Source organism: Salinicola sp. MIT1003 (assembly GCF_001858555.1).
Classification (GTDB): Bacteria; Pseudomonadota; Gammaproteobacteria; order Pseudomonadales; family Halomonadaceae; genus Salinicola; species Salinicola salarius.
In genome coordinates, this window is sequence record NZ_MCAP01000057.1 from 25,634 (window position 1) to 51,808 (window position 26,175).

The window sequence follows — 26,175 nt, forward strand, 5'->3', positions numbered from 1 at the left end:
CCTTGAAGCGGGTCTCGGTATGTGGCGAAAAACATACGGCAGGTATCCGTCAAAGACCAGCTTATGCAAGGCTGGTGGATGAACGGCGACTTCTTACCAGCCACTGGTAGCCCAGCAAGGCGACGACGATAGCAGAACCCACGAGAGTTCCTGTAACCCCGGGTACCAGAATGATTACGGCGGCGAGCAGCATTAGGGTACGTATAGACCAATGGGTTCGGCTGAAACCCTGTCCGACCATGGCGACGTTAAGCGCGATCATCGCCAGTACGCTGACCGCCGTTACCCAGATCTGGTCAAGTAGACTTCCCTCTATCAGCAGTAATTCCGGCCGTGCCACGAACAGAAAAGGCAGAAAGAATCCGGGAAGACCGAGTTTGACTGCCTGCATCGACGTCGCGAAATAAGGCGCCTCGGCGATTCTTGCGGCGATCAGTGAGGCGACGGCAACAGGGGGTGTCAGCGCCGAGAAGACCGCGAAGTAGAGCACGAACATGTGCGCCGCCATGGTACTCAGACCCATATCGATCAGCGCCGGTGCGGTAAGCAGTGCCACCAAAATATAGGCGGCCGAAGTCGGTAATCCCAGGCCGAAGGCCAGGCAGGCGAGGGCGGCGATCACCAGCATGACGGCGACATTGCCATTGGCGACGCCGAGCATGAGATAGGAGAGCTTCTGGGCAAAGCCCGTGGCGGTCAGTACTTCGACGAAGATACCGATGACCGCGACGATCACGGCAATTGTCGCGCCGCTGAAACCGCCTTCGCGGAGACCGTCCACCACGCGGATCATGGCGGATTTGAGCCCCTGCAGTGGGTTTTGACGATCTCGGATCAGCGCGCTGATCAATTCGAGAGCGATGATCGCCACGCACCCATAGGCGGCCGCATAGGCCGGCGGCATCTGGGTCACCAGCAGGTAGACGAGTACCGCTATCGCAACCAGCAGGTGACCGTAGCGCGCCAGCAGTGCCTTGGACGGCGGAATGTCGATGATCGCTTCGGTCGAAACCTGATCCTGGTCGCGGACCGCCTGCAGGTGGATCGAAAACAGCAGATAGAAGTAATACAGGACAGCGGGGATGGTCGCGGCGAGGATGACTTCGTCATAGGGAATACCGGTAACGCCCACCATCAAAAACGCCGTCAGCCCCATTACCGGTGGCGTCATTTGTCCGCCAGTCGAGGCCACCGCTTCGACGGCGCCGGCGAACGGGGCTTTGAAACCCGTACGTTTCATCAGCGGGATCGTCATGGTGCCGGTACTGGCGATATTGGCGACGGTACTTCCCGAAATCATTCCCATGAAGGCGCTGGAGAGTACCGCTATCTTGGCCTGGCCGCCGCGTGAATTGCCCGCGAGCTTGGTGGCGAAACCCATGATGAAATCGATGCCGCCGGTCGATTTCAACAGGCCGGCGAAGACCATGAAAATGAAGATCGTACTGGCGGAGAGGGCGGTCAAGGAGCCGAGCACGCCCTGAAAATTGGGGATCGAAGCGTAGGAAATCAGACGCTCGAAACCGAGTCCCGAATGGTGCAGCACCTCGGTCGGCATCAGATTGCCATAATAGCCGTAAAGCAGTCCCAATACCCCGATGATGGGAATCGTCGCGCCCCACTGCTGCCAAGCGGCCGCTAGACAGACGACGATCAGCGCGCAACCGACGATCACATCCGACTGTTCCGGTCCGAAGACACGTTCGGTAATCAGTCCCTGATACTCGACCAATACGTATCCCGCGCTGACGCCGGCAACGAGAAACAGAAGCGAAAAACCGAGTCGCCCCAGCATATGGCGTGCCTGCCCCATGGCGAAAGCGAAGACGATCAGTAGCGAGAACCCGAGATGCAGGGCCTTGAACTGCCCCGAGGGCAGATAGAACAGGAAGGTCTGCGCCAAGTGAGTGGCGACCATGAACAGCGTCAGCACCAGCACGAGATTATGCGCGTTGCAGTAGCCGCGTTCGGGGCGAAGCAATTGTGGAGTCATGAGCGTCGGTCGTTCCGAGGAGGAGAACAGCGCCATCGCCTAGCCGAAGCGGGCAATGGCGCACCAGGATCAGGTAGTGACGGAATCGGCGATCGTAAGATCGTCGCGCCATGCTCCTTTCTCCTTGAAATAGCGAGCCGCGCCGGCGTTGATCGGATAGTTCGACATGAGATATTGCGCTGCGAAGTCGGCGCTGACATCGCGGAGCTGGCTGCCAACTTTGCGGACTTCCTCGCTGTTATCGAAGATCGCTTTGCAAACGGCATAGGCTTCGTCGTCGGTAACGCTCGGGCTGGCCGCCAGGACGCCTGAAATGGCGGGGATCAACATCTCGCCGTCGATCTTGGTCCATTGGTCGTGACTGACCGTACTGTCCAGCAGGCCGCCATTGATGGTCTTAGCCTTGTCCAGCGTGGCTTGCTCGATGGGTAGGACTCGGAACGGCGTCGAGGTATCGATCTCTTCCAGCGACGGTGACGCGCGTCCGTTGGTCAGTACGGCGGGTATGGCATCGACCGCGCCGGATTTGAACGCGTTGAAGGTATCGTTCCAGGATCCATAGGTCCAGTCGACGCTGTCGGCGACACCGGCCGCCTGCAGCAGCGCCTGATACATGATGGCCGTTGCGCCGCCCGCGGAGGAGGGCATGATACGTTTGCCGGCGAGATCGGCATAGCTCTGGATGTCGGAGTCGGCGCGTACGATAAGTGGAATGTTCCACACGGTATAGGCGCAAATTTGTCTAGCATCGACCGGCTCCCGGAACGGCTTCTTGCCCTGGGTCGCGACGGGCCAGTCGGTGGAGGTGGTCTGGCCGAAGTCGATCTCGCCACGCTGGATCAATGCCATGTTCTCGGCGCCACCGGACGTGGACAGTGTCGAAGTGGGAATGTCGCTATGGCGTTGCACCGCCTGCGCCAGGGCTTCGATAATGATGTAGCCGGTGGAGCCGAGCGATGCCGACCCCCATTTCATCTCTCGCTGCTTACTGGCGGCTTGTACCAGCCCAGGGACCATTAGGACACCGGCACCGGCGAGACCGAGTTTGAGAAGCTGACGTCGCTGTAGATTGGTCAGATTGTCTTGAGACATGGTTCGTTTTCCTCTGCATTGTTATTGCTGAATATGAGGTCGTCCAGAAGTCAGCGGTCGAGTTGGGCTTTCAACTCGACCGGTCGATGCCCGGGCTGTAGTTCGAAACGTTGAAACGTGGCGGGTTTTCTCTCTCGCGTATACCCGTGAACCTGCCACTGCATGCCGACCGTCGTTTGGCCATCGAGCTTGAGGGCCCGACGGGCGGCACCACTGAATTCACCGACGCTGAGGTGGTGATCGAAACGTGTCGTGAGTAGTTGGCGCGAACGGTGCAGGTATTCGTGAATCGAGAAGCCGTCGAAATCGGCAGGCGCCATCTCCAGCAGTTCCTCTGCCAGGCCCAGGGGCAGATAGAAGGCGTTGAAGGTCCAAGGCTCATTTTCGACCTGAACCAAACGCTCGATCACCACGCACTCGTTTCTTTCGAAGAACCTGGCAAGCTCACCGTCGATGTCGACACGCTGAATGCCGACGCCTTGCAGGGTCAGTGGTAATGGTCTGCCCTGGTCGAGAAAGCGAAATACGCGAATGTCTTCGTAACGCACTTCCTGATCACGAATGAAGGTACCGCGGCCGTGCTGGCGCACGATGATGCCGTCGTCGGCCAATGCCTTGAGTCCTTTCTGCAGGGTACCCAGGCTGGCTGGCAGTCGTGCCGACAGTTCCTGCTCGGAAGGAAGCTTGTCACCCGCGACGAGGCGCCCGCTATCGATGGCGTCCCGGATGGCGTTGTAGAAACGCGCGTACTTGGGAACGCCGAGCCGGTCGTTCTCGAAATGCGGGAGGCACGCTTCGACGATCGTTTCCAGGATCATGAGGAGCTCGTTTGTTATTGACTAAATAGCTATATAGCTATAATAGCTATATAGCTATGATAGTGCCGAGTTCTCATGCTATCTTCAAGCCCTTTCCAGTAACGTCAGCCGTGCGTCCGTTGAGACGCTAGGCTGCCAGCAATCATTCGAGAGAGCCGATGGCGATGTTCGCGCCCTTTACTACTCGCCCCGAAATCAAGGGCACTTTCGGAGCCGTCAGCAGCACGCATTGGCTGGCATCCAGCGTGGGGATGGCCATGCTGGAAAAGGGCGGCAACGCTTTTGACGCCGCCGTTGCGGCAGGCTTCGTGCTGCAGATCGTCGAACCGCACCTCAACGGGCCGGGCGGTGAAGTGCCGATCATCGTCAAGCGTCCTCAGGACGATGCACCGCGAGTCATCTGCGGCCAGGGGGTGACGCCTGCAGCTGCAAGGCCGGAAGCGTTCTCCGAGCTCGGGCTCAAGACCGTTCCCGGCACGGGGCTGTTGCCCGCCGTCGTGCCAGGCGCCTTCGATGCCTGGATGTTGTTGCTGCGCGACTATGGTTCGCTACCGCTGGAGACGGTATTGGAGCCGGCCATCGGCTACGCCCGAGACGGCTACCCGTTGCTGGCGCGTGCCGTATCGTCGATCCTTCCCGTCATCGATTTCTTTCAAAAAGAGTGGCCAAGCTCGGCCGCACAGTGGCTGGTCAACGGTCGTGCTCCGAAGCCGGATGCCCTATTTCGGTCGCCGGCCATTGCCGCCACCTATCAGCGTATCGTCGATGAAGCCAAGGCCACGGGTAATGACCGTGAGACGCAGATCGAGCGAGCGCGCATCTGTTTTTACGAGGGGTTCGTTGCCGAGGCGATCGATGTCTTCTACCGCGATCGACCCTTGATGGACAGCTCCGGCACGCCGCATCGTGGACTGCTCACCGGCGACGATATGGCGGCGTGGCGAGCGAGCGAGGAAGCCAGCACCAGCTACGACTATGCCGGTTTCACCGTTCACAAGACCGGTCCCTGGGGACAGGGGCCGGTTTTCCTGCAGCAGCTGGCGTTGCTGAAGGAAGTCGATTTCAGTGCCATGGCACCGGACAGCGCAGACTTCGTTCACACCGTCGCGGAAGCGGCAAAGTTGGCGTTTGCCGATCGAGAAGCGTGGTATGGCGATCCCCGGTTCACGGATGTGCCGCTATCGCAGTTACTCAGCGACGACTACAACCATGGGCGCCGACGACTGATCGGCAATGAAGCATCGACACTCATGCGCCCCGGACTGGCCGGCGGCGAGGCGAATATTGCGGCCATACTGGCGCTGGCGGGCAGTGAACCCACTATCGGCCCGGGCGGCGGCGAGCCGACGTTTGCGCCGCTGCCAGAAGTCGAGGGCGACACCGTGCATCTCGATGTCGTCGACCGTTTCGGCAACATGGTATCGGCGACACCCAGCGGCGGTTGGCTGCAGAGTTCGCCCGCAGTGCCGGGATTGGGCTTTTCGATTTCCACTCGAGCGCAAATGACTTGGCTGACGCCCGGTTTGCCGACGTCTCTGCGCCCGCGCATGCGTCCCCGTACGACACTGACTCCAACATTGATCACACGGAACGGTGAAGGCTATATGGCGTTGGGTTCTCCAGGGGGTGACCAGCAGGATCAGTGGAGTCTGATAGTGTTTTTGCGCCGCATACATTATGGGCTGGGATTGCAGGCCTCGATTGATTCGCCGCTCTTTCAGATGCGCCATTTCCCTGCGTCCTTTCACCCTCGGGAGTGCGTCCTAAATAGGTTATTGATCGAGGGGCGCTTCCCCCAAACGACCCTTGAGGCACTGGAACGATTCGGGCATGACGTTCGGATTCAGGACGACTGGTCCCTAGGGCGTGTCTGTGCCGTTTCGCGCCAAGATGGAATGGTTCATGCCGGTGCGACACCTCGTCATATGCAAGGCTACGCAGTCGGGCGCTAACTCTTGATTTGCCCAATCCTCCGCGATCGCCGCGAGATACTCCTGAATCTATCGCCAGGCTTTGCATCGCCCTGGCGGCTCTCCTAAGTTAAGTAAGCCTCCGCCGCCTGACACGGCGGAGGGTTGCTGACTTCCTGGCTGGCGAGCTCTCGCTGGCCGCTTCGCCGCCTCGCCTGCACCGAGGCGCGCCCGACATGCCGATAGCAACGATGATAATGACAGGCATGACAACGACGGGCGGAAACTGGTGAGGATGATTCCATGGACGACAACCAGCGTTCGAGTGCGGGCGTAGACATCTACGATCCCGAAAGCAGCTCGGTACGGCCAAGCTCCCCCGGTCGCCGGCGTTTCCTGCAGACCGCCGGTATCTCCGGTCTGGCAGTGGCGGCGGCACCGGCGCTTTCCCAAGTGAGCTACGCCGGCTCGCCGGACGAGCCCGGCACGCAGACCGACGCACCGCCCGCGAAAGGCAAGCAGCGCATCACGCTGACCGTCAACGGCCAGCGTCAGCAGCTCGACGTGACCCCCAACGTGATCCTGCTCGACGCGCTGCGTCACGGCCTCGGGCTCACCGGGACCAAGAAGGGCTGCGACCATGGCCAGTGCGGTGCCTGCACGATCCTGGTCAACGGCACGGCGATCAACTCCTGCTTGAGCCTCGCGGTCACTCATGACGGCGACGAAATCACCACCGTCGAAGGGCTGGAGAAGAACGGCCGGCAGCATCCGATTCAGCAGGCCTTTCTCGAACACGATGCCTATCAGTGCGGCTACTGCACGGCAGGGCAGATGTTGAGCGCCGTGGCGATCCTGCAGGATGATGACATCGGCACCAGCGATGCCGACGTGCGCGAGGCGATGAGCGGCAATATCTGCCGCTGCGGCGCCTACAAGAACATCGTCGCGGCCATTCAGTCTGCCCGCGGCTCAGTTTAGGTTCTGCGCGAAAACTGGCTGCGCTCGTTCATGCGGCGTTAAAAATCGTCTCAAAATGCTCATTTACAGGCTCGTAAACTGCGCTTTTTCGCCGATTTTTGCCTTGCCTGAACCTCGCTCGCCTAGCTTTCGCATCAGAACCGAGGAGAAAGCATCATGAGACATTTCGAATACGCCCGTGCCGAGAGCGCGCAGCAGGCGGTCGCCGCCCACGGCAGCGACCGCGCCGTCTCGTTCCTGGCCGGTGGCACCACATTGCTGGATCTGGTCAAGCTCGATGTCATGCAGCCGCACAAGGTGGTCGATATCAACGGCGTCGCCCTCGACGAGATCGAGCGCCTCGACGACGGCCGGCTGCGTATCGGCGCGATGGTGACCAACACCGCACTGGCGCGGGACAAGCGAGTGGTCGAGAACTACGCCGTGCTTTCCCAGGCGCTGCTGGCGGGCGCGTCGACCCAGTTGCGCAACAAGGCGACGACCGGCGGCAACGTCATGCAACGGGTGCGCTGCCCCTATTTCCGCGATGGTGTTTCCGACTGCAACAAGCGCGAACCGGGCAGCGGCTGCGCGGCGATCGGCGGCGTCAACCGCACCGTTCACGCGGTGCTCGGCACCAGCGACGCCTGCATCGCCACGCACCCCTCGGACATGTGCGTGGCGATGATCGCGATCGGCGCGACCGTCGAGGTCGAAGGGCCCGATGGTAAGCGCGAGATCGACTTCGCCGACTTCCACCTGCTGCCGGGCGACACGCCGGCACGGGAGCACGCGCTGGAACCGGGCGAGCTGATTACCCACGTCGTTCTCGACGCGCCCCTCGAGGGCAGCCGCTCGGGCTATCTCAAGCTGCGCGACCGTCAGTCCTACCAGTTCGCGCTCGCCTCCAGCGCGGTGATCGTGCGGATGGACGGCAACACCATCCGCGAGGCGCGGATCGCGATGGGCGGCGTCGGCACTAAGCCGTGGCGCGCGCCGGAAGTGGAAGCGGCGCTCAAGGGCAAGCCGGCCAGCGAGAAGCTTTTCGCCGATGCCGCCAGGCTGGCCTTCGAGAACGCCATCGCCTACGCCCAGAACGGCTACAAGATTCCGCTCGGCCAGCAGGCCATCGTGCGCAACCTGGTCGACTTGACCGACCTGACCACCGCCTGAGCCGCCCGCGAGGAGAATCGACATGAGCGACAAACAGCAAAGCATCATCGGCGCGGGCGTGCCGCGTATCGACGGTCCGGACAAGCTCTCCGGCCGCGCCAACTACGCCGCCGACAATCTTCCGCCGAACCTGGCCTATGGTTATGGCGTCTTCAGCACCGTCGCCAGCGGCAAGGTTTCACAGCTGAGCGTCGACGAAGCCCGCAACATGCCGGGGGTCATCGACATCTTCCACCACGGCCACTTCCCGACGCTCTATCACACGCCGTCGAGCCTGGCCCAGGGCAACAAGGTCGAGGAGACCCGGCTGCCGTTCGAGGACGAGCGCATCTACTACGAAGGGCAATTCGTGGCGCTGGTGGTCGCGGATACCTTCGAGAACGCCCGGGCGGCAGCGCGCCGGGTCAAGGTGACCTACGCGACCGACAAGGCCGTGGCCAATCTCGAGCAGGGCCTCGAAGCCAACGGCACTCAGGCGGGCAGCGGCAATCACGACCGCGGCGATGCGGTGTCGGCCTTCGATAGCGCGGCGACCACCATCGACGTGACCTATCGGACGCCGGTGGAAACCCACAACCCGATGGAGATGCACGCCTCCACTGCGTGGTGGGACAACGACGATCTGACGATCTTCGACGCCTCTCAAGGCGTGGTCGTGGCGAAAGGGGCGCTCTCCAAGATTTTCGCCATGCCGCCGGAGCGAATCACCGTGCATGCGCCCTACATCGGCTCCGGCTTCGGCAGCAAGCTGTGGACCTGGCCGCACGCCATCGCCACTGCGGCGGCATCCCGCGAGCTGGGGCGTCCGGTGCAGCTCGTCGTGCCGCGCCAGCAGATGTTCACCACCACCGGTCACCGGCCGGAAACGCGCCAGCGCCTGCGGCTGGCCACGGGCGAAAACGGCAAGCTGGTCTCGCTGCGTCACGAGTCGATCAATACGACGTCGTTCGTCAATCAGTATGTCGAGACCTGCGGCAGCGTGACCAAGAGCCTCTACAGCTGCCCCAATCTGACGGTGAGCCACGAGACCACCCAGGTGAATCGCGGTACGCCGACCTCGATGCGTGCGCCAGGTGCGGCGCCGGGGTTGTTCGCGCTCGAATCCGCGATCGACGAGATGGCCGACGCTGCCGGGGTCGATCCGGTGCAGTTCCGTCTCGACAACTATGCCGAACGCGACGAGAGCAAGGATCTGGATTTCTCGAGCAATCATATCGTCGAAGCGACGAAACGGGCGGCGGAACGGTTCGGCTGGGCCGATCGCAATCCGAAGATCGGCAGCATGCGCGAGGGTCGCGAGATCGTCGGCTACGGCATGGCGGCGTGCAACTGGGAAGCGCTGAAGATGGCCTGCGACGCGCGCGTCTCGATTCGTGCCGACGGCACGGCATTCGCCTCCTGTGCCACGCAGGACATCGGCACCGGGACTTACACCATCGTGGCCCAGACGGTCAGCGACGTGACCGGCATCCCGATCGATCGCATCACCGTCAAGCTCGGCGACTCCTCCTACCCGGATGGCCCGGTCTCCGGCGGCTCCTGGGCGACGGCGACCACGCTGCCGGCCATCGCCGGGGCGGCGCGCAATGCGCTCGACGAGATGAAGCGCTACGCCACCGGCAGCAACGGCGCCTTCGCCGGGGCGTCCGGCGACGATCTGGAAGTCGCCAACGGCGGCCTGCGCAATGCCGACGGCAAGCAGGTGAGCTTCGCCGAGATACTGGAGGCCGGTCGTTACGGCAGCGCCGACGGGGAGGCGCATACCGAGGCCGCCGACTCGAAGTACTCCTATCGCTCCTTCGGCGCCCATTTTGTCGAGGTGCGCTGGGATCCGGGCATTTCGCATCTGCGCGTGGCGCGGGTGGTCAGCGCGATCGACGTGGGTAAGGTGATCAACGAGACCACCGCGCGCAACCAGGTCGAAGGCGCCGTGGTGATGGGCATCGGCATGGGCCTGTTCGAGGCCACCGAGTATGACGAGCGCAACGCGCGGCCGGTTAACAACGACTACGCCGAATACGTGGTGCCGGTGCATGCCGACCAGCCGGAGATCGACGTGATCCTGCTCGACTATCCGGATCTGGCGTTCAACGAGTACGGTGCCCGCGGAATCGGCGAGATCGGCGTTACCGGCCTCGCGGCTGCCATTGCCAACGCGGTCCATCACGCCACCGGCAAGCGTATCCGCGAACTACCGATCACCCTCGACAAGCTGATGGACGACGTGCCCCAGGCACGGAGTGCGTAACGTGAACAAAACGCGGAAGACTTGAGAGGATTCTCCGACCCAAGCGAAAGCCGTCGCCCCCGTCCGGCACTCTTGTCGGACGGGGGCGACGGCTTTTCCTTACTCCAAGTGTTCTCTGCCGGGCGTGCTAGAGAAACATCAAAGAAATGCTGGGAACGTAGGCCAGAATCAATAAGCCGACAAGGGAAACGATGAGAAAAGGCACGATGCCTCTGGCGATCGTGCCAAGGGGCAAATTCGTGATATTGGCGGCAACGAACAGGTTGATGCCCACCGGCGGCGTGATCAGTCCGATAGACAGCGCCGTCATCAAGGCAACGCCAAACCAGGTTGGATCGAGATTGAGTTGCTGAACCACGGGCATGAAGATCGGCAGAGTGATGAACATGATCGTGATGGCATCCATGAACATGCCCGCCAATAGCAGAATGACTAACATCATCAGCACGACGATCCACGGGCTGCTGCTGATGTTGAGCAGGGCATCCGAATAATCGCTGACCAATCCGTCGACCACGACCACCCAGCCAAACAGGCTGGCGAATGCGACCACCAGCATGACGACAGCGGATGAACCGGCGGAGGCCACGACGCAGGAAAACAGCGACGACGGGCTGAGCGTCCGGTAGATGAAAAAACCTACGAACATGGCGAAGACCGTGGCCACGATTGCCGCTTCGGTCGGCGTGAAAATCCCGCCGTAAATACCCCCTAGAATGACGACCGGTGTCAGCAATCCCCAGAAAGCTTCGCGAAAGGACTTTATCAGTCGGGTGGCGTAGGGAAGGTCGGTGCCCAGATCGAACAACCGTTGAAAACTCTCTTCATCTTTAGCGCTTTCGCCTGTCGACGGAGTAGGCAAGAGTCGGGCGAAAGGCAGCGCACATAGCATCAGGCATCCGAGCATCAACCCGGGCACGATGGATGCCAAAAACAGATCGGAGATAGAGGTGCCGGCGAGAATGCCGTAGATCACCAGGCCAATCGAGGGCGGGATGATGAGTGAGAGCGCAGCGCCAGTGCATACTAGGCCAGCAGAAAATGCGCGCGAGTAGCCGTCGGCGACCATGCCACGAATGATCAACGGCCCGATCGCTGCCACGGAGGCGGGGCCAGAGCCGCTCACCGCACCCCAAAACAGGCAGACGACAGTCCCGACGAGCCCCATTCCGCCAGGTAAACTACCAACCAGCGTTCGGAAGAAATTGATCATTTTCTCGGCGATGCCGGTAATACCCATGATGTTGCCGGCAAGAATGAAAAATGGAATCGCCAGCAACGAGTATTTTGCGATGCCCGAGACGATGAGGTCGCCGACCATATCCAGTCCAAAGCCCATTTGATACATGGCGGCCATGGCGGAGAGCGCCAGACTGAATGCCACGGGCACTCGGATCAGGACCAGGACGAAAAACAGAACGATCATCTGGGTGCCGGCAGACCAGTCCATCATGAAAACGCCTCCGGTTTTTTGATTTCGGCAATGGCGAGTTCGATCTGACGGATCATCAGCATGACGAAACCGAGAGGAACGATCAGGGTGTAGTACCACTGCGGGATTTGCAGTGCACTGGAAACGACTCCGCTGGAATACTGGTTAGTAAGAAGATTGACCGTGAAAACGGTGCATAGGGTGAGCGTGAGAATGACGAGCAGGGTCGACAGTAGAACCAATGCTCTCTTGAATGAACGCGGCGCGATATCGTAAAGCACCGTGACAGCAAGGTGCTGGCCTTTCTTGGCCGCAATGGCTGCGCCGAAGATGGTCAACAGCACCATGCCGTTGATGACCAATTCCTGGGTCGAGGCCAGCGAATAATTGGAAAGGTTGCGGACTACGACATTGATGAATCCGAGCAGCGTCATGGATAGAAAGACGACTCCACAGATAGCCTCTTCGAAATGGCGCCACAAATACCTCATATTCGCTTTCCTTCTTGACTCGCCGGCCTGACCATTCACACGCTACTGAGACGGGGTGTTGTCGACTGCTTTCTCGAAAGTACTCACGAGATCCTTGCCGACCTTTTGACCCCAGGCGTCGTAAACCGAACGAGTGGCATCACGAAACTTCTGCAATTGCTCGTCGTTCAGCGTCGTTACCGTCATGCCCTTGTCTTCCAGTGTCTTGATACCGGACTCGGTCTGTTCCCGGGCCAGGTTGATCTGATACTGCATGGCCTGATCGGCAGCGTCCTGAACGAGGTGCTGCGTCTTCTCGTCCCAGCTGCTCCACAACTTTTCACTGACGCCGATGAAAATCGGGTCGTAAGAGTAGTGCCACTCTGTCAAGTAATCCTGAACTTCATACAGGCGCTGCGGAACGATAATGGAGCCGACCGGGTTTTCCTGGCCGTCGACGACACCTTGCTGGAGCGCCGAGAAGGTCTCGGTCCACTGAATCTGTTGCGGGTTCGCGCCCAGGGCATCGAACACATCGATGTACATGGGGCCGGCCACGCGGATCTTCATGCCTTCCAGGTCTTCGGGGCTCTCGACGGGCTTGACACTATTGGTCAATTCCCTGAACCCGTTTTCACCCCAGGCCAGTATTTCGATTCCATGTTCTCTGGCTATCGCCTTCATCTTGTCGCCAGGAGTGCCCTGAATAGCGTTGTCGACTTGCTGATAGTTGGAGAAGAGGTAAGGAAGCGAGAAGACGGCCATCTGCGGGATGAGAGGCGTAACGTTGATGGCCGAGGTAATGACGAAATCGATGTCTCCTCTGCCAACCATTTCGGACTGCTTCATCTGATCCCCGCCGGAAAGTACGGCGTTGGGGAAGATGCGAACACCGATGTCTCCGTCACTCTCCTGCTGGAGAAGCTCGTTGAACTTCTCCGCCCCTTTCTGCCATGAAGTGGCGTCGGAGGTATTGTGAGTCAGGCGATACGTATCCGCCAATGCAGTCGCCGATATCAGCGTGGCCAGGACGGACGCCGCTACAGACAGCTTCGTACTAGTTTTCATTATCGATCTCTTGTTTATTTTGTTCCGCAAAGTGGAATGCGATAGTGTTTGTCATTCAGAGAATGAAGCAGCGTAATCTTCGTAGCCATTGGACAATGGTTGTAAATAGGTGTCGCAAGTCGAAGTGCTATCAGGTCTTGTTTGGCCGTAAATCAAAGGTGATCTCGGTCAATAGAAGGTTGCTTTTCTTGGCATGTGGCACCATTAAAGCCATTTAAGGCGAGAGGTGTTGGCATGTAATAATAGTGGTTTTAGGTTCCATATTATGGATCTTGTATAATTGAATGGTTTGGTGCGGCACTCACCGCCGAGTTGTCTGAGCCTGTTGTATCTTGGTTTCCAGCGCTCTGGCTTCCTGTACGAGTCGGGGACCTAACGTCCTTTGCCGGTCCGGCTGCAATCGACTTTCGATGGCGGCGATCGAAAGGGCGCCCAGCACGCGGCCGGTGGCGTCCCTGACGGCGGCACCGATGCCCCAGGAGCCGGCAACGACGGAGCCGCGATTGATGCCGTAGCCCAGCGCCCGACATTCCGCGATGCGAGGCAGGTGGTCGGCGCGCTGGTCTTGAGGGAAGTGTGCGGCACACTCTTCGGCATTCATGGTCAGGCACTGCTCGACCTCTTCGTCGTCCATGGCAGCCAGCATGGCGATGCCGCCGCCGCCGACGCCCAATGGCAGGCGGGTTCCTGGCTGAAGCACATGAGTCTTGATGGGGTAGTTGCCGTCCTCCCTGATCAGGCAGATCGAATGCCATTCGCTGCGTAACGCGAAAAACGCACTATCGCCACATTCCTCGGCAATTCTTTTCACCGGCGTTGAGGCGATGCGGCTCAGGCCGTAACGCTGGTCGGCGATGACGCCCAGCGCGTAGCACTCCGGTCCCAGAAAATACCCCTCTTCTTCCGATCTTTCGACCATGCCTTCGGCCATGAGCGCCTGCAGTAGGCGGTGGGCCGTCGGTTTGGTCAATTCGGTTTGCTGAGTGATATAGGCAAGCGAGACGCCATTACCGAGCCGGCCGGCAATGGCGCGGAGCACTTGCAGGGTTCTTGAAACGGATTGGGCACCCTTGATGGGAGAGGCTTTCATCGGCATATCGCTAAAATTCCATATTGTGGCCTAGTAATTTAGTCGAGACGGACGTTTTTCATGTTGATACCTGTTTTAGCCTCACATAGCTTGGATATTAGCATTTTTTAGTATTCCGTATTATGGAATAAGGAGCCTGAATGTCAACTCAAGCCAGAATAGTCGGTTGGTCGCATCTTCCCTTCGGAAAACGTCCGGAGCCTGATACGGAAGCGATGATCGGACAGGTGGTGAAAGACGCGTTGATGCATGCCGGGATACCGGCGGCCAAGGTCGATGCCATCTATCTAGGTGTCATGAACAACGGGTTTTCGAAACAGGACTTCCAGGCGGCCCTGGTGGCGATGGCGGATGACAATCTTATGCACACGCCGGCCACGCGCCTGGAAAATGCGTGTGCCACCGGCTCCGCCGCCCTGCATGCGGGTCTGGATTTCATCGAGTCGGGGCGTGGAAAAATCGCTCTGGTCGTGGGCGCGGAGAAAATGACCTCTCTGCCGACGCCAGAAGTCGGCGATGTCCTGCTGGGTGCGAGCTATCGCAAGGAAGAGATGACCGAGGGAGGCTTCCCTGGTGTCTTCGCTAAAATCGCCGACGAATATTTTCGCCGTTACGGTGATCGACGCGAAGAGCTGGCGATGATTGCCGCCAAGAACCACGGCAATGGCGTTGCCAATCCTTTCGCTCATGTGCGCAAGGATCTTGGGTTCGAATTTTGCAATACCGTCAGTGACAGAAACCCCATCGTGGCGGGGCCTTTGCGCCGTACCGATTGCTCCATGGTCTCCGATGGCGCGGCGGTCATCGTGCTGGCCGACGAGGATACGGCCCGGACGATGGAACGCGCCATTGCCTTCCGCGCTCGTGTTCAGAAAAACGACATCATGGCATTGAGTCGGCGCGATCCGTTGGCTTTTGCCGGCGCGGCCGGCGCCTGGCGTTCGGCGCTGGAGAGTGCCCGAATTTCGCTGGACGACCTCGATTTCGTGGAGACTCACGACTGTTTCACGATCGCCGAGTTGATCGAGTACGAGGCGATGGGCCTGACGGCGCCCGGCGAAGGTTACCGCGCGATCCGCGAGGGCTGGACCTACAAGAGTGGCCGTCTGCCGGTGAACCCCTCTGGTGGGCTCAAGGCCAAGGGGCACCCGGTAGGCGCCACGGGCGTTTCGATGCATGTGATGGCGTGCCTGCAACTGATGGGGGACGCCGGCGACATGCAGATTCCCAACGCCAATCTGGCAGGCGTGTTCAACATGGGAGGCGCCGCCGTGGCGAACTACGTCAGCATCATGGAGCGCAGCCGATGAACGAGGCGATCCGGGTTCCGGCAGGCGGGGTCACGCCGGTCAGCAAGCGGGTCATGAACCTGGCCAATTTCCTGAACCAGGCCATGCGGCGATATCCCGACGCAACAGCATTGGTGATGGGCGATGCCACCCTCTCGTGGCGGGAACTGGATCGGCGTGTCAGTGCCTTGGCGTTGGCATTGCAGGCTCAGGGCCTGACGAAAGGCGATCGTCTCCTGGTTCATAGTCGCAACGGCTTCGAGATGGTGGAGACCCAGCTAGCCGCCTTTCGGCTGGGCGCCGTGTGGGCGCCGGCCAACTTTCGTATCTCTCCCGACGAAGCGCAGTGGCTCGCGGAATTGACCGAAGCCAGGATTCTCATCATCGGGGCGGAGTTCGAGCGGCATTACGAGGCCATCCGCGACATCAACGTCAATCTCGCCTTCACCGTGCGGATTGGCGAAGGGGCGTTCGGTGATGCGGCGTACGACGATTTTCTGCGGGAATACGAAGGGCAGGCGTGCGGCAACGCCGATGTGGAACACGATGATCCCTGCTGGTTCTTCTTCACCTCGGGGACGACGGGAAAATCGAAGGCGGCGGTGCTGACGCATGGTCAGATGGGCTTCATTACCACCAATCATCTGTGCGACCTCATGCCCGGCATGGATCAATCTACCGACGCTAGCCTGGTTGTGGCGCCGCTTTCCCATGGTTCGGGTATTCACTATCTGGCGCAGTTGGCTCGCGGCATCAAGACCGTCCTGCCGGCATCCAGCGGATTCGATGCAGACGAGATCTGGCGTCTGATCGAGACGCATCACGTTACTAACCTGTTTACCGTGCCGACCATCGTCAAGATGCTGGTCGAGGACCCTGCCAGCGATCGCTACGACCATTCCTCGTTGCGCTACATCATCTATGCTGGCGCCCCCATGTACCGGGCCGACCAGAAACGGGCGCTGGCGCGCCTCGGCAAAGTGCTGGTGCAATATTACGGACTGGGCGAGGTGACCGGAAACATCACCGTGCTGCCGCCCAGGCTTCACAGTGCCGATGACGACGGCGAGTTCAAGATCGGCACCTGCGGCTACGATAGAACCGCCATGCAGGTGTCGATTCAGGACGATGAAGGCCATGAGCTCGAACCGTTCGAGACCGGGGAAATATGTGTCTGTGGGGTGGGCGTGTTCGCCGGTTACTACGCCAACCCTGAAGCCAATGCCAAGTCCTTCCGTGATGGCTGGTTCCGCACCGGCGACCTGGGGCACGTCGACAACGAAGGCTTTCTGTTCATCACCGGGCGCGCCTCGGACATGTTCATTTCCGGCGGTTCCAATATCTATCCACGCGAGATCGAAGAGAAGATGCTGACCCATCCCGATATCAGCGAAGTGGCAATCGTCGGGATGCCGGATGAGCGATGGGGCGAGGTCGGCGTCGCGGCGGTAGTTCCAGCCGAGGGCAAGCAGTTGGATATCGACGCGCTCCAGGCATGGGTCAAGGAGCGAGTCTCGAGCTATAAAGTGCCGCGGCGTTACCACGTCTTCGAGACGCTGCCGAAATCCAACTACGGCAAGATCACCAAGAAGATCATCCGGCAGGCTATCGAGGAACGGGAGGTGCGCTCATGAGCCGTACACTGCAATCCGGCTATCACCGGCCTCGCATGCTACGCCATGTGGGTCGCTTCAGCCCGATGCGGATCCAGAGCATGCATTACCAGAGCGGTCGTCACATTCGACTTCTGCTCCAGCCGGGGCGCTCGCTCTATGACGCGCTGGTCGAACCGCTGCGGGAAATCGGCGTCTCCAGCGCATCGACCACCATTCTTGGCGGTTACTTCAATCATCTCGAATACTGCGTCGCGCCTCCCGATCCGAGCGGCAATGCCGTTATCGCCTATTCCAGGCCCATTGATGCCGGTGCGTCGTTCATGGTGTTCGGTAATGCCACGCTGGGCAAGGACATGGAAGGCCGTCCGCTGGTTCATTGCCATGCCTCCGTTCGCGCCGAGGACGGCAGCGTTAAAGGCGGCCATATCGTGCCCCAGGCATCGATTATCGGAGCCACACCCATTTCCGTCTTGGTCACGGCGCTCGAAGGGTTCGAGCTTCGCCAGGCGTTTGACGACGAAACCAATATCCCCTTGTTGAAGCCTTTCAAGGAGTCGTGACATGTCGACTGCAGAGACCACCCGAGTCGTGACCACGGAGTCGGGGCGCATGGGTCGCGTAGCCTATGCCCGCATTGCGCCGAACGAGGATCTGGTTCAGGGCGTCGAGAAGATGTGCCTGGCCGAAGGATTTCGCAACGCGTTCGTACGCGGCGGCTTGGGAAGCCTCGTTGATGCCAGCCTGGGCTGTCGCGATGGTAGCTATCAGCAGATATCGGGTCCTGCCGTGGAGGTTGTCAGCATTGCAGGCGAAGTGCGCTCGGACGCGGATGGCGTACCCGTCGCCTCGCTGGCCGGCATCGTCGCGGACACGGACGGTAACGTCTATGGCGGTCCCTTTCTGGCCGGTTGGAATCCCGTCTGCATGACCTTTGAAGTGACGCTGGAAGAATGGATTCCCGAGAGTGAAGAGCCGGCTTGAACCTTTGAGTCAGATAGCGAACCGAAAGATAGCAAGGATAAAACCATGCAAAAGGCCGTCGTAGTGACTGGAGGCGCATCCGGTATCGGATTAGCCGTGGCAAGGACGTTGAAAGCGCGGGGCTGGGCCGTGTGTCTCGTCGATCGATCGGAAGCCGGATTGGCCGAAGCTTGTGCCGAACTAAATGTGCCTTTGCGGGACGGGATTGCCTGTGATGTCACCGACGAGGCAGCCGTCGAGGCGGCTATCGCGTACATGTCCGAACACTACTGTCTGGCGGGCGTCGTCAATTGCGCTGGTATCGGCATCGACAAGTCGACAATCGAGACAGAAGTGAGCGAGTTCCGCAAGATCCTCGATGTCAACGTCGTCGGCTCCTTCGTGGTATCGCGTGAATTGGCACGCTATTGGACGCAGCGAGATCTTCCCGGAAACATCGTCAATATCTCGTCGGTTTCGGGCCTTTGCGGCAACAAGGGGCGTAGTGCGTATGGCGCCTCCAAGGCCGGGCAGGACGCGATGACCCGGGTGATGGCCTGCGAACTGGGCTCCCAGGGGATACGCGTCAACTCCGTGGCACCCGGTCCGATCGATACCCCGCTGGCGCGCGCCATCCATACCGATGCAGTGCGCGAGCAGTGGCATGACCGTGTCTCGCTGAATCGCTACGGTCAGCCCTCGGAAGTCGCCAATGTTGTGGCTTTTCTGTTGTCGGACGAGGCGTCCTACGTCACAGGACAGGTCCTGGCTGTCGATGGAGGCTTCGTCAGCGCCGGCTTGCGAACCTAGGCCTGAACGGTCAGGCTACCTCAGAAGCCGCCGCCCCGTCCGTCACTTCTGTGTCGGACGGGGCGGCGGCTTTTTCGATCTCGTGCTTACTCCTGCAACGTCGCTTCGACGAGCTTCTGCATCGCCTGCTGCAGCGGTCCGATGGCGGGGCAGTCGGTGGCGCCATGACGCTCGGCGATCCATGCGGGGTCGTTGTAGCCGAGCCAGGTCTGGCCGTCGTCGTCCTGCCAGACCAGCGCCTTCATCGGCAGGTCGATGCCGGCGGTGGGCGCGCATTGCATCAGCGGCGTGGCGGTCTTGGGATCACCGAAGATGATGACTTCGTTGGGCAGCAACGCCATGCTGCGGGACATCGCGCTCTGGCGATGGTCGACACGGGCAAACACGGTCATGCCGCTGGTGCGGACCTGCTCGGCGAAGCGCGAGGCCGTGTCGTGAACGCTGGCATCGCTCCTGGCGACGATGAGCCCCGGCACCTCGGCGGCCGGTTCCTGCGCCAGGGCTGGGGCACTGATGGCCAGGGCGGTCAGTGTGGTTGCCAGGATGCGTCGTAGCTTTGCCGTGCGTGGAACGACGGAGCGGATCATGCAGTTCTCTCCCAATCTGTTCAGTCAGTGAGCGGCTGACGCTGGCTCGTGGATCAATGGTGTGACGTGCTCAGATCACTGGTCAGGGCGGCTTCGGCCAGATCGACCTCGCGGACCAGCTTTCGCAGGACATTATCGTTGATGCGGTCACGCTGGCGCATCTTGTAGTACTGGCGCCGTTCCGCACGCAGCGCTTCCAGGCGAGTCTCGCGCTCCAGTTGGCGTGAGGCGGAAAGCTGTGGTGTTGCCGTATCGGCCGAGTGGAGCGTCAGTCGTTCGCGATAGTAGTTCATCAACTGCGAGCTGACCTCGTTGAAGGCGAGGATCGTTTCGTCGTTGATATGGCTGCGGGCGAATTCGCCCGTGCGGTCGTGGTGATAGCGTTCGATGCGATAGATCGCGGCTTCGGCACCGGCGATGCGCGCCTTGCGTTCTTCCTCGAATTCATGAGTGTCGTTGGGGATCCTGAGATTGCGCAGTACCAGCGGCAACCCGATGCTGCCGGTAATCAAGGTAAACAGAATCACACCGGTGGCCAGGAAGATCAGCAGCTCTCGTGCCGGGAAGTCGGTCCCATCGTTCATCAAATGCGGAAGAGACAGCGCCGCTGCCAACGTGATCGTGCCGCGGATCCCGGCAAGCGTCGCCGCCAGCATCAGCTTGAACGGAACGCGCCCCGTATCGCCCGCAGAGGATGGATGTGGCTGCCGCTTGAGAGCGGCCATCAATCGCGACAGTCCACGTCCCGTGGCACTGGCGAGCCAGATCCAGACGAAGCGCGAGATGAGAAGGGCGATCGAGATTGCGGCCACGTAGCCCAGCAGGCGCAGGAATTCGTAGTCGCCGACGTCATGCAGCGAATGGTCCAGCGCGCCGCTGATGATCGCGGGCAGTTGGAAACCCAGCAGCAGGAAGACCAGGGCGTTGAGCACGAACTCGAGCATCTCCCATACGCTCTGAGTCTGCATGCGGGCATGCAGTTGACCAACGCGCTTGATGTCGGCGCGGTTCATCACCATGCCGGCGGCTACGGCGGAGAGAATGCCGGACATCCCCAGATGCTCCGCCAGCAGGTAGGCGGCGAAGGGCAGCAACAGCACCAGCAGGATGACCTGTACCGTGGTGGCGTCGCCCAGGTGGCGCTCGATCAACCGTGAGCGCAGAAAGTTGAAGCCCAAAGCCAGCAGACCTCCCACGATCAGGCCGCCAATCGAGATCAGCAGGAAGCTCAGGGTGGCATCGGCCAGCGAGAAGGTTCCGGTCAGGGCGGCGGCGACGGCGAACTTGAACGCGACCAGACCCGAGGCGTCGTTCATCAGCGACTCGCCTTCGAGGATTCTCATCAGTCTCGGCGGCACCGGCAGGCGCCCCGAGATCGACGAGACCGCCACGGCATCGGTGGGGGAGAGAATCGCGGCCAGTGCGAAACAGACTGCCAGCGGCAGCGTCGGGAAAAGCAGATGAATGAAATACCCGACGCCGATCACCGTGAACAGCACGAGCCCCAGCGCCAGGGCCAGGATCGGCCCGCGCAGGATCATGAATTCGCGCTGGGGGAAGCGCCGGGCATCGGAGAACAGCAGCGGTGCAATGAACAGCAGCAAGAAAATTTCCGGCTCCAGTTCGACATGCAACCCCGAGGCTGGCCACGCCAGCAGGGCACCGAGAAAGATCTGCACCAGAGGTGTGGGGAGAGAGGGGACGAATCGTGCAATCACCCCGGTCGCTGAAGCGACCAACAGCAGAATCAGAACCAAGAACAGAGTATTCATCGACCCGAGCAACCGGTAGAAATCGTTAGCCGACGAGCTTAGCGGAAGTCGAACGTGTTGGGGGAAGAGGCGACGAAATTTCTTGGCCGGCCGTCGAGCGGGATCGGGATGTGGTGTCTATGCTGTGTTGGCAAGGCGGCGTCGATGTCCTGACAGCATGACGCCGCCTGGTATCCCGTGACGAAAGGCCTGTTTGCCGACCGAAACGCGGTCGGTGTTCGTCTGCGGTGTTCCGGCCTGGCTCGAGCCGTTCCAGCAGGGCTCGGGCCCGTGGCCCAGATCAGACTCGGGTCTTCCGCTCAAGGTGACTGCCCAAGACAACGAACCGTGGCGCAGCGCAGTGACGCGCTGAAGCGCTGCGGTCTTCGACCCCCGATGAGGAGCCGGCATGATGGACGATTCCGTGCATTCCCCCGATGACGCTTTGCAACCCCGCGACGCTTCGCGATCCAGCAATACCGTGACGGTCAGCCTGACGCTCAACGGCGAACCCGTCACCCTGCAGGTCGAGCCCAACGTGGTGCTGCTCGATGCCTTGCGCGAACGCCTCGACCTGACCGGCACCAAGAAGGGCTGCGATCACGGCCAGTGCGGCGCCTGCACTGTGCTGATCGACGGCCACTCGGCCAACTCCTGCCTGACGCTCGCGGTCATGCACGAGGGCTGCGAGATCACCACCGTCGAAGGACTCGCTCGCGATGGCCAGCTCCATCCGGTGCAGGAAGCCTTCCTCGAGCACGACGCCTACCAGTGCGGCTACTGCACGGCCGGGCAGATGATGTCGACCGTATCGATGCTCAATGACAAGCGCATCGGCAGCGATGATGCCTCGGTCAAGGAAGCGATGAGCGGCAACATCTGTCGCTGTGGCGCCTATAAGAACATTCTGAGTGCGGTCCAGTCCGCGCGCGCCAAGGCCTGAGGAGGACTTCCTGTATGCGTAACTTCGACTATCAGCGCGCCGGGGATGTCGCCGAGGCGACCGCTCTGCATGGCAACGACCACAGCGCCGATTTCATCGCCGGCGGCACCAACCTGATCGACATGGTGAAGCTCGACATCATGCGCCCGCAGCGCCTGGTCGACGTCAACCGGCTGCCGCTGACCGACATCGAATCGCTCGACGACGGCCGGCTCAAGATCGGCGCGCTGGTGACCAATACCGACCTGGCCTACCACGAGCGTGTCCTCGCCGACTATCCGGTGCTGTCCGAGGCGCTGCTGTCCGGCGCCTCCACCCAACTGCGCAACGTAGCCACCACGGCCGGCAACGTCATGCAGCGCACCCGCTGCCCGTACTTCCGCAACCCGGCGCGGCCGTGCAACAAGCGCGAACCCGGCTCCGGCTGTGGCGCGCTGGAAGGCATCAACCGCAACCATGCGGTGCTGGGGACGAGCGATCACTGCATTGCCGTGCACCCCTCCGACATGTGCGTGGGCATGCAGGCATTGGGCGCGACAATCACCGTCGAGGGACCGGGCGGCACCCGCGACATTCCCTTCGAGGAGTACCACCTGCTGCCGGGCGATACGCCGGAGCGCGAGCACGATCTGAACGATGGCGAGTTGATCACCCACGTTACCCTCGATGCCCCGATCGACGGCGCCAGGGGCCACTATCTCAAGCTGCGCGACCGGATGTCCTACGAATTCGCGCTGGCTTCCTGCGCTGCCGTGGTGGCCATGGACGGCGATGCCATCCGTGAAGCGCGCATCGCCCTGGGCGGCATCGGCACCAAACCGTGGCGCTCTCATGAGGCGGAAGCGGCGCTCAGCGGCCAGCCCGCGACGGAGCAGACGTTCGAGAAAGCGGCCGAGGCGGCCATGGCCGGCGCCGTGGCGCATCGCGACAACGCGTTCAAGATTCCACTGGCGAAGCAGGCGATCGTCCGCGCTCTCGCGACGGTGACCGCACAGCGCTAAGGAGAGGCAACGATGACGGAATCAATCATTGGTCACCGCACGACCCGCATCGACGGTGAACTCAAGCTGACCGGCAAGGCGGATTACGCCGCCGATCACAACCTGCCCGGTCAGGTCTATGGCTATCCGGTACCGAGCACCATTGCCCGCGGCCGGCTCGTGGGGCTCGATCTCGATGCGGCGCGCCAGGCGCCGGGCGTGATCGAGATCGTCCATCGCGGCAACTTCCCCGCGCTGCAGCATTCCGACAACAACCCGGCCTGCGGCTCCGAAGGCCGCCTGTTCCACTCGCCGAACACCATGGCGGAGCAGAACAAGGTCGGCGAAGCGCGTCTGCCGTTCGAGGACGACGGCATTCACTACGAAGGCCAGTACATCGCCATGGTGATCGCCGACACCTTCGAGCATGCGCGTGCCGCCGCACGGCTGGTCACCGCGCGCTACGAGGAGGAAACGGCGGTGCCGGGGCTGTTCCAGACCGATGACGAAGGCGAGGAGGCCGGCGACGAAGCGGTGTCGCGGGGCGACCCGGAAGGCGCCTTCGAGTCGGCGCCGGTCAAGTTCGATCACACCTACACCATCGCCATGGAAACCCACGTGGCGATGGAGCTGCATGCCTCGAACGCGACCTGGGATGGCGATCGATTGACCATCTACGAATCCACCCAGGGCGTGGTATTCCAGCGCAACGCCATGGCGCAGATATTCGGGATTCCGCCGGAAAAGGTCACCGTCATCGCGCATTACATCGGCTCGGGCTTCGGCAGCAAGCTGTTCATGTGGCCGCATGCGGTGATCACCGCCGTCGCCGCGAAGATGGTCGGCCGGCCGGTCAAGACGGTGCTGTCGCGCCAGCAGAACTTCTGCAGCGCCGGCAACCGCCCGGCTTCGCGCCAGCGCATTCGCATGGCTGCCGACCGCGACGGCAAACTATTGTCGATCCGCCACGACAGCCAGAACGAGACCTCGTTCGTCGATGCCTATACCGAGTCGGTCGGCAGCGACACGCCACGGGTCTACGCCTGCGACAACGTCTCGGTGTCGCAGCGCCGGGTCCAGGTCAATCACGGCACGCCGACCTCGATGCGCGCGCCGGGCGAAGTGTCGGGCAGCGTGGCGCTGGAGATCGCCATGGACGAAATGGCGATCGAACTCGGCATGGACCCGCTGGAGCTGCGTCGCAGGAACTTCGCCGAGCGCGATCCTTCCGCCGATCTGCCGTGGTCCGGCAACCATCTGCGCGAATGCTGGGACGACGCCTCGCGGCGCTTCGGCTGGGAGAAACGCAATCCGCAGATCGGCTCGATGCGCGATGGTCACGAGATCATCGGCTGGGGCATGGCGGATGCCACCTGGGAGGCGATGCGCAGCCACTGCAAGGCCCGGGTCGAACTGCGCGCCGACGGCAAGGTGCAGGTCGCCTGCGGCACCCAGGATATCGGCACCGGCACCTATACCATCGTCGCCCAGACCGCCAGCGAACTGACCGGCGTGCCGCTGGAGCGCATCGAGGTCAAGCTGGGCGATTCGACCCTGCCGGCCGGGCCGCTCTCCGGCGGTTCGATGGCGACCGCCACCACGCTGCCGGCGGTGGCCGGAGCGACCCGCGACGCGATCGAACAGCTCAAGCAGCTCGCGATCGCCGACGGCGCGCCTTTCGAGGGCAAGGAAGCCGATGCGCTCACGTTCGAGAACGGCACGCTCAGCGACGGCAGCCAGACGCTCTCCTTCGCCGAGCTGCTCGACAAGCTGCAGCGCGGCATGGCGGAAGGCGAGGCCAGCGCGGCGCCGGGCGAAGAGCAGGACAAGTTCTCGTTTCGCTCGTTCGGTGCCCACTTCGTCGAGGTACGCTGGGACCCGGGCATTTCACGCCTGCGGGTCTCTCGTGTGGTCAGCACGATCGACGTCGGCCGGGCGATCAACCCGTTGACTGCCAGGAACCAGGTCGAAGGGGCGATCGTGATGGGGATGGGCATGGGCATGTTCGAGGAGACCGAGTACGACTCAGCGGGCAACATCTACAACAACAACTACGCCGACTACATCGTGCCGGTGCATGCCGACATTCCCGATATCGAGGTCGAGCTGCTCGACAACCCCGACTACAACTTCAACGAGTTCGGCGCCCGGGGTATCGGCGAGATCGGGATTACCGGCATGGCGGCGGCGATCTCGAACGCCGTCTACCACGCCACCGGCAAGCGGATCCGAGACATGCCGATCAAGATCGCTGATCTGATCGCGTCCCGGTGATGTTCTGGTAGCGCGTGGTGCGGCGGGCTATTCCGCTCGAGCCGCCATCGCGCCGCGCAGAAACAGATCGACGCAACGCGTGACGCGCTTCTCCATCGCCGCCCGTGAGGGCGGCGATTCCAGTTGCAGCACGCGGATGAGGTGCCATTCGCCCAGCAGCATGCCGAGAAAGATGCCGGCGAGTTCGACGGCATCGCAGGCCGGCATGAGCTGCCTTTGCATCCGGCGCTCGAAGTAGTCCGCCAGCGCACGGCGTACGCGGCCCGGACCGCCGTCGAAGAACAGCCGGGCCAGTGGCGGCTGGCGAGGGCTTTCTGCCACGACCTCGCGGTAGATCCCCAGGGTTTCCTCGTCCATCACCTTGATCAGCAGGTCGATCCCCAGGCGTTGCAGCGCGGCCTCGATGGGCAGTTCGTCGACGCCCTCGGCGGTCAGGGTGTCGTAGATATGATGCGAACGGCGTTCGATCATTGCCTGAAACAGCCCTTCCTTGTTGCCGAAGTGGCGATAGAGAGTGGAGAGGGAACCGCCAGCCTGGGCGACGATATCGTTGACGCTGACCTGACCATAGCCATGTTCGAGGAACAGCCGTTGCGCTGCGTCGAGCAGGGCATCCCGACGCTGGCGGCCGCGCTCGGTCGTCGGTGGGGAGTCTTTGGGGGCTGGCGATGACATGGCGCTTCCTCGTGCCGGCGTGGTCCGATTTCGGTG

Annotated in this window: 22 protein-coding genes; 12 read left to right on the plus strand and 10 right to left on the minus strand. The window is 61.5% G+C overall.

Annotated elements, in window-relative coordinates:
* Positions 1-61 precede the first annotated feature (61 nt).
* The 3 genes from BC443_RS15190 to BC443_RS15200 all read right to left on the minus strand — a co-directional run bounded on the left by BC443_RS15190 (position 62) and on the right by BC443_RS15200 (position 3,903).
* A complete protein-coding gene (locus BC443_RS15190; RefSeq protein ID WP_071232684.1) occupies positions 62-1,993 on the minus strand; it encodes a TRAP transporter fused permease subunit in 1,932 nt (643 codons plus the stop codon).
* Positions 1,994-2,062: 69 nt separating this feature from the next.
* On the minus strand, positions 2,063-3,085 hold the full coding sequence (locus BC443_RS15195; protein ID WP_071232685.1) for a TAXI family TRAP transporter solute-binding subunit: 1,023 nt from the start codon (positions 3,083-3,085) through the stop codon (positions 2,063-2,065).
* Positions 3,086-3,135: 50 nt separating this feature from the next.
* On the minus strand, positions 3,136-3,903 hold the full coding sequence (locus tag BC443_RS15200) for a GntR family transcriptional regulator (protein WP_071232686.1): 768 nt from the start codon (positions 3,901-3,903) through the stop codon (positions 3,136-3,138).
* A 158-nt stretch (positions 3,904-4,061) separates the two neighbouring features.
* On the opposite strand from BC443_RS15200, the gene BC443_RS15205 reads away from it, so the two are divergent.
* The 4 genes from BC443_RS15205 to BC443_RS15220 all read left to right on the plus strand — a co-directional run bounded on the left by BC443_RS15205 (position 4,062) and on the right by BC443_RS15220 (position 10,194).
* Entirely contained in the window at positions 4,062-5,855 is a 1,794-nt protein-coding gene (locus BC443_RS15205) for a gamma-glutamyltransferase family protein (protein ID WP_071232687.1), read from the plus strand.
* A gap of 261 nt (positions 5,856-6,116) precedes the next feature.
* Positions 6,117-6,794, plus strand: a complete 678-nt coding sequence (locus BC443_RS15210) for a (2Fe-2S)-binding protein (RefSeq protein WP_071232688.1) — start codon at positions 6,117-6,119, stop codon at positions 6,792-6,794.
* Positions 6,795-6,950: 156 nt separating this feature from the next.
* A complete protein-coding gene (locus BC443_RS15215; protein ID WP_071232689.1) occupies positions 6,951-7,946 on the plus strand; it encodes a xanthine dehydrogenase family protein subunit M in 996 nt (331 codons plus the stop codon).
* A 22-nt stretch (positions 7,947-7,968) separates the two neighbouring features.
* Positions 7,969-10,194, plus strand: coding sequence for a xanthine dehydrogenase family protein molybdopterin-binding subunit (locus tag BC443_RS15220; protein ID WP_071232690.1), 2,226 nt, complete (start codon positions 7,969-7,971; stop codon positions 10,192-10,194).
* Positions 10,195-10,321: 127 nt separating this feature from the next.
* On the opposite strand, the gene BC443_RS15225 is transcribed toward BC443_RS15220, so the two are convergent.
* The 4 genes from BC443_RS15225 to BC443_RS15240 form a co-directional block, all read right to left on the minus strand.
* Positions 10,322-11,647 (minus strand): TRAP transporter large permease, encoded by a 1,326-nt coding sequence (locus BC443_RS15225; RefSeq protein WP_071232691.1) that lies wholly within the window; start codon positions 11,645-11,647, stop codon positions 10,322-10,324.
* Positions 11,644-12,060 carry a TRAP transporter small permease gene (locus BC443_RS15230; RefSeq protein ID WP_210766293.1) on the minus strand — a complete coding sequence of 139 codons (417 nt, stop codon included), beginning with the start codon at positions 12,058-12,060 and terminating at the stop codon, positions 11,644-11,646. The genes BC443_RS15225 and BC443_RS15230 overlap by 4 nt, the downstream gene beginning before the upstream one ends.
* 99 nt (positions 12,061-12,159) lie before the next feature.
* Positions 12,160-13,164, minus strand: coding sequence for a DctP family TRAP transporter solute-binding subunit (locus BC443_RS15235; protein WP_071232693.1), 1,005 nt, complete (start codon positions 13,162-13,164; stop codon positions 12,160-12,162).
* 301 nt (positions 13,165-13,465) lie between these two features.
* Positions 13,466-14,254: an IclR family transcriptional regulator gene (locus BC443_RS15240; protein ID WP_071232802.1), complete on the minus strand. Its 789-nt coding sequence runs from the start codon at positions 14,252-14,254 to the stop codon at positions 13,466-13,468.
* 140 nt (positions 14,255-14,394) lie between these two features.
* On the opposite strand from BC443_RS15240, the gene BC443_RS15245 reads away from it, so the two are divergent.
* Genes BC443_RS15245 through BC443_RS15265 form a run of 5 tightly spaced genes read left to right on the plus strand, consistent with a single transcriptional unit; the run spans position 14,395 to position 18,929 of the window.
* A complete protein-coding gene (locus tag BC443_RS15245; RefSeq protein WP_071232694.1) occupies positions 14,395-15,564 on the plus strand; it encodes an acetyl-CoA acetyltransferase in 1,170 nt (389 codons plus the stop codon).
* Complete coding sequence (locus tag BC443_RS15250; protein WP_071232695.1) at positions 15,561-17,177, plus strand: acyl-CoA synthetase; 1,617 nt, start codon at positions 15,561-15,563, stop codon at positions 17,175-17,177. The genes BC443_RS15245 and BC443_RS15250 overlap by 4 nt, the downstream gene beginning before the upstream one ends.
* Positions 17,174-17,719, plus strand: a complete 546-nt coding sequence (locus tag BC443_RS15255) for a DUF296 domain-containing protein (protein WP_071232696.1) — start codon at positions 17,174-17,176, stop codon at positions 17,717-17,719. The genes BC443_RS15250 and BC443_RS15255 overlap by 4 nt, the downstream gene beginning before the upstream one ends.
* Position 17,720: 1 nt before the next feature.
* A complete protein-coding gene (locus tag BC443_RS15260; RefSeq protein ID WP_071232697.1) occupies positions 17,721-18,140 on the plus strand; it encodes a PPC domain-containing DNA-binding protein in 420 nt (139 codons plus the stop codon).
* 45 nt (positions 18,141-18,185) lie between these two features.
* The gene (locus BC443_RS15265) at positions 18,186-18,929 is read left to right on the plus strand and encodes an SDR family NAD(P)-dependent oxidoreductase (RefSeq protein ID WP_071232698.1); all 744 of its coding nucleotides are present in this window, start codon (positions 18,186-18,188) and stop codon (positions 18,927-18,929) included.
* 86 nt (positions 18,930-19,015) lie between these two features.
* On the opposite strand, the gene BC443_RS18950 is transcribed toward BC443_RS15265, so the two are convergent.
* Both BC443_RS18950 and BC443_RS15275 read right to left on the minus strand, forming a co-directional pair.
* Positions 19,016-19,516, minus strand: coding sequence for a DUF302 domain-containing protein (locus BC443_RS18950; RefSeq protein WP_071232699.1), 501 nt, complete (start codon positions 19,514-19,516; stop codon positions 19,016-19,018).
* Positions 19,517-19,569: 53 nt separating this feature from the next.
* On the minus strand, positions 19,570-21,288 hold the full coding sequence (locus BC443_RS15275; RefSeq protein WP_071232700.1) for a Na+/H+ antiporter: 1,719 nt from the start codon (positions 21,286-21,288) through the stop codon (positions 19,570-19,572).
* A 388-nt stretch (positions 21,289-21,676) separates the two neighbouring features.
* On the opposite strand from BC443_RS15275, the gene BC443_RS15280 reads away from it, so the two are divergent.
* Genes BC443_RS15280 through BC443_RS15290 form a run of 3 tightly spaced genes read left to right on the plus strand, consistent with a single transcriptional unit; the run spans position 21,677 to position 25,464 of the window.
* Positions 21,677-22,210, plus strand: coding sequence for a (2Fe-2S)-binding protein (locus tag BC443_RS15280; RefSeq protein WP_083387446.1), 534 nt, complete (start codon positions 21,677-21,679; stop codon positions 22,208-22,210).
* Between the two features lie 14 nt (positions 22,211-22,224).
* Positions 22,225-23,211 (plus strand): xanthine dehydrogenase family protein subunit M, encoded by a 987-nt coding sequence (locus BC443_RS15285; RefSeq protein WP_071232701.1) that lies wholly within the window; start codon positions 22,225-22,227, stop codon positions 23,209-23,211.
* A 12-nt stretch (positions 23,212-23,223) separates the two neighbouring features.
* Complete coding sequence (locus BC443_RS15290; RefSeq protein ID WP_071232702.1) at positions 23,224-25,464, plus strand: xanthine dehydrogenase family protein molybdopterin-binding subunit; 2,241 nt, start codon at positions 23,224-23,226, stop codon at positions 25,462-25,464.
* Between the two features lie 27 nt (positions 25,465-25,491).
* Here BC443_RS15290 and BC443_RS15295 read toward each other — a convergent pair whose 3' ends face one another.
* On the minus strand, positions 25,492-26,139 hold the full coding sequence (locus tag BC443_RS15295; protein ID WP_071232703.1) for a TetR/AcrR family transcriptional regulator: 648 nt from the start codon (positions 26,137-26,139) through the stop codon (positions 25,492-25,494).
* Positions 26,140-26,175: the final 36 nt, after the last annotated feature.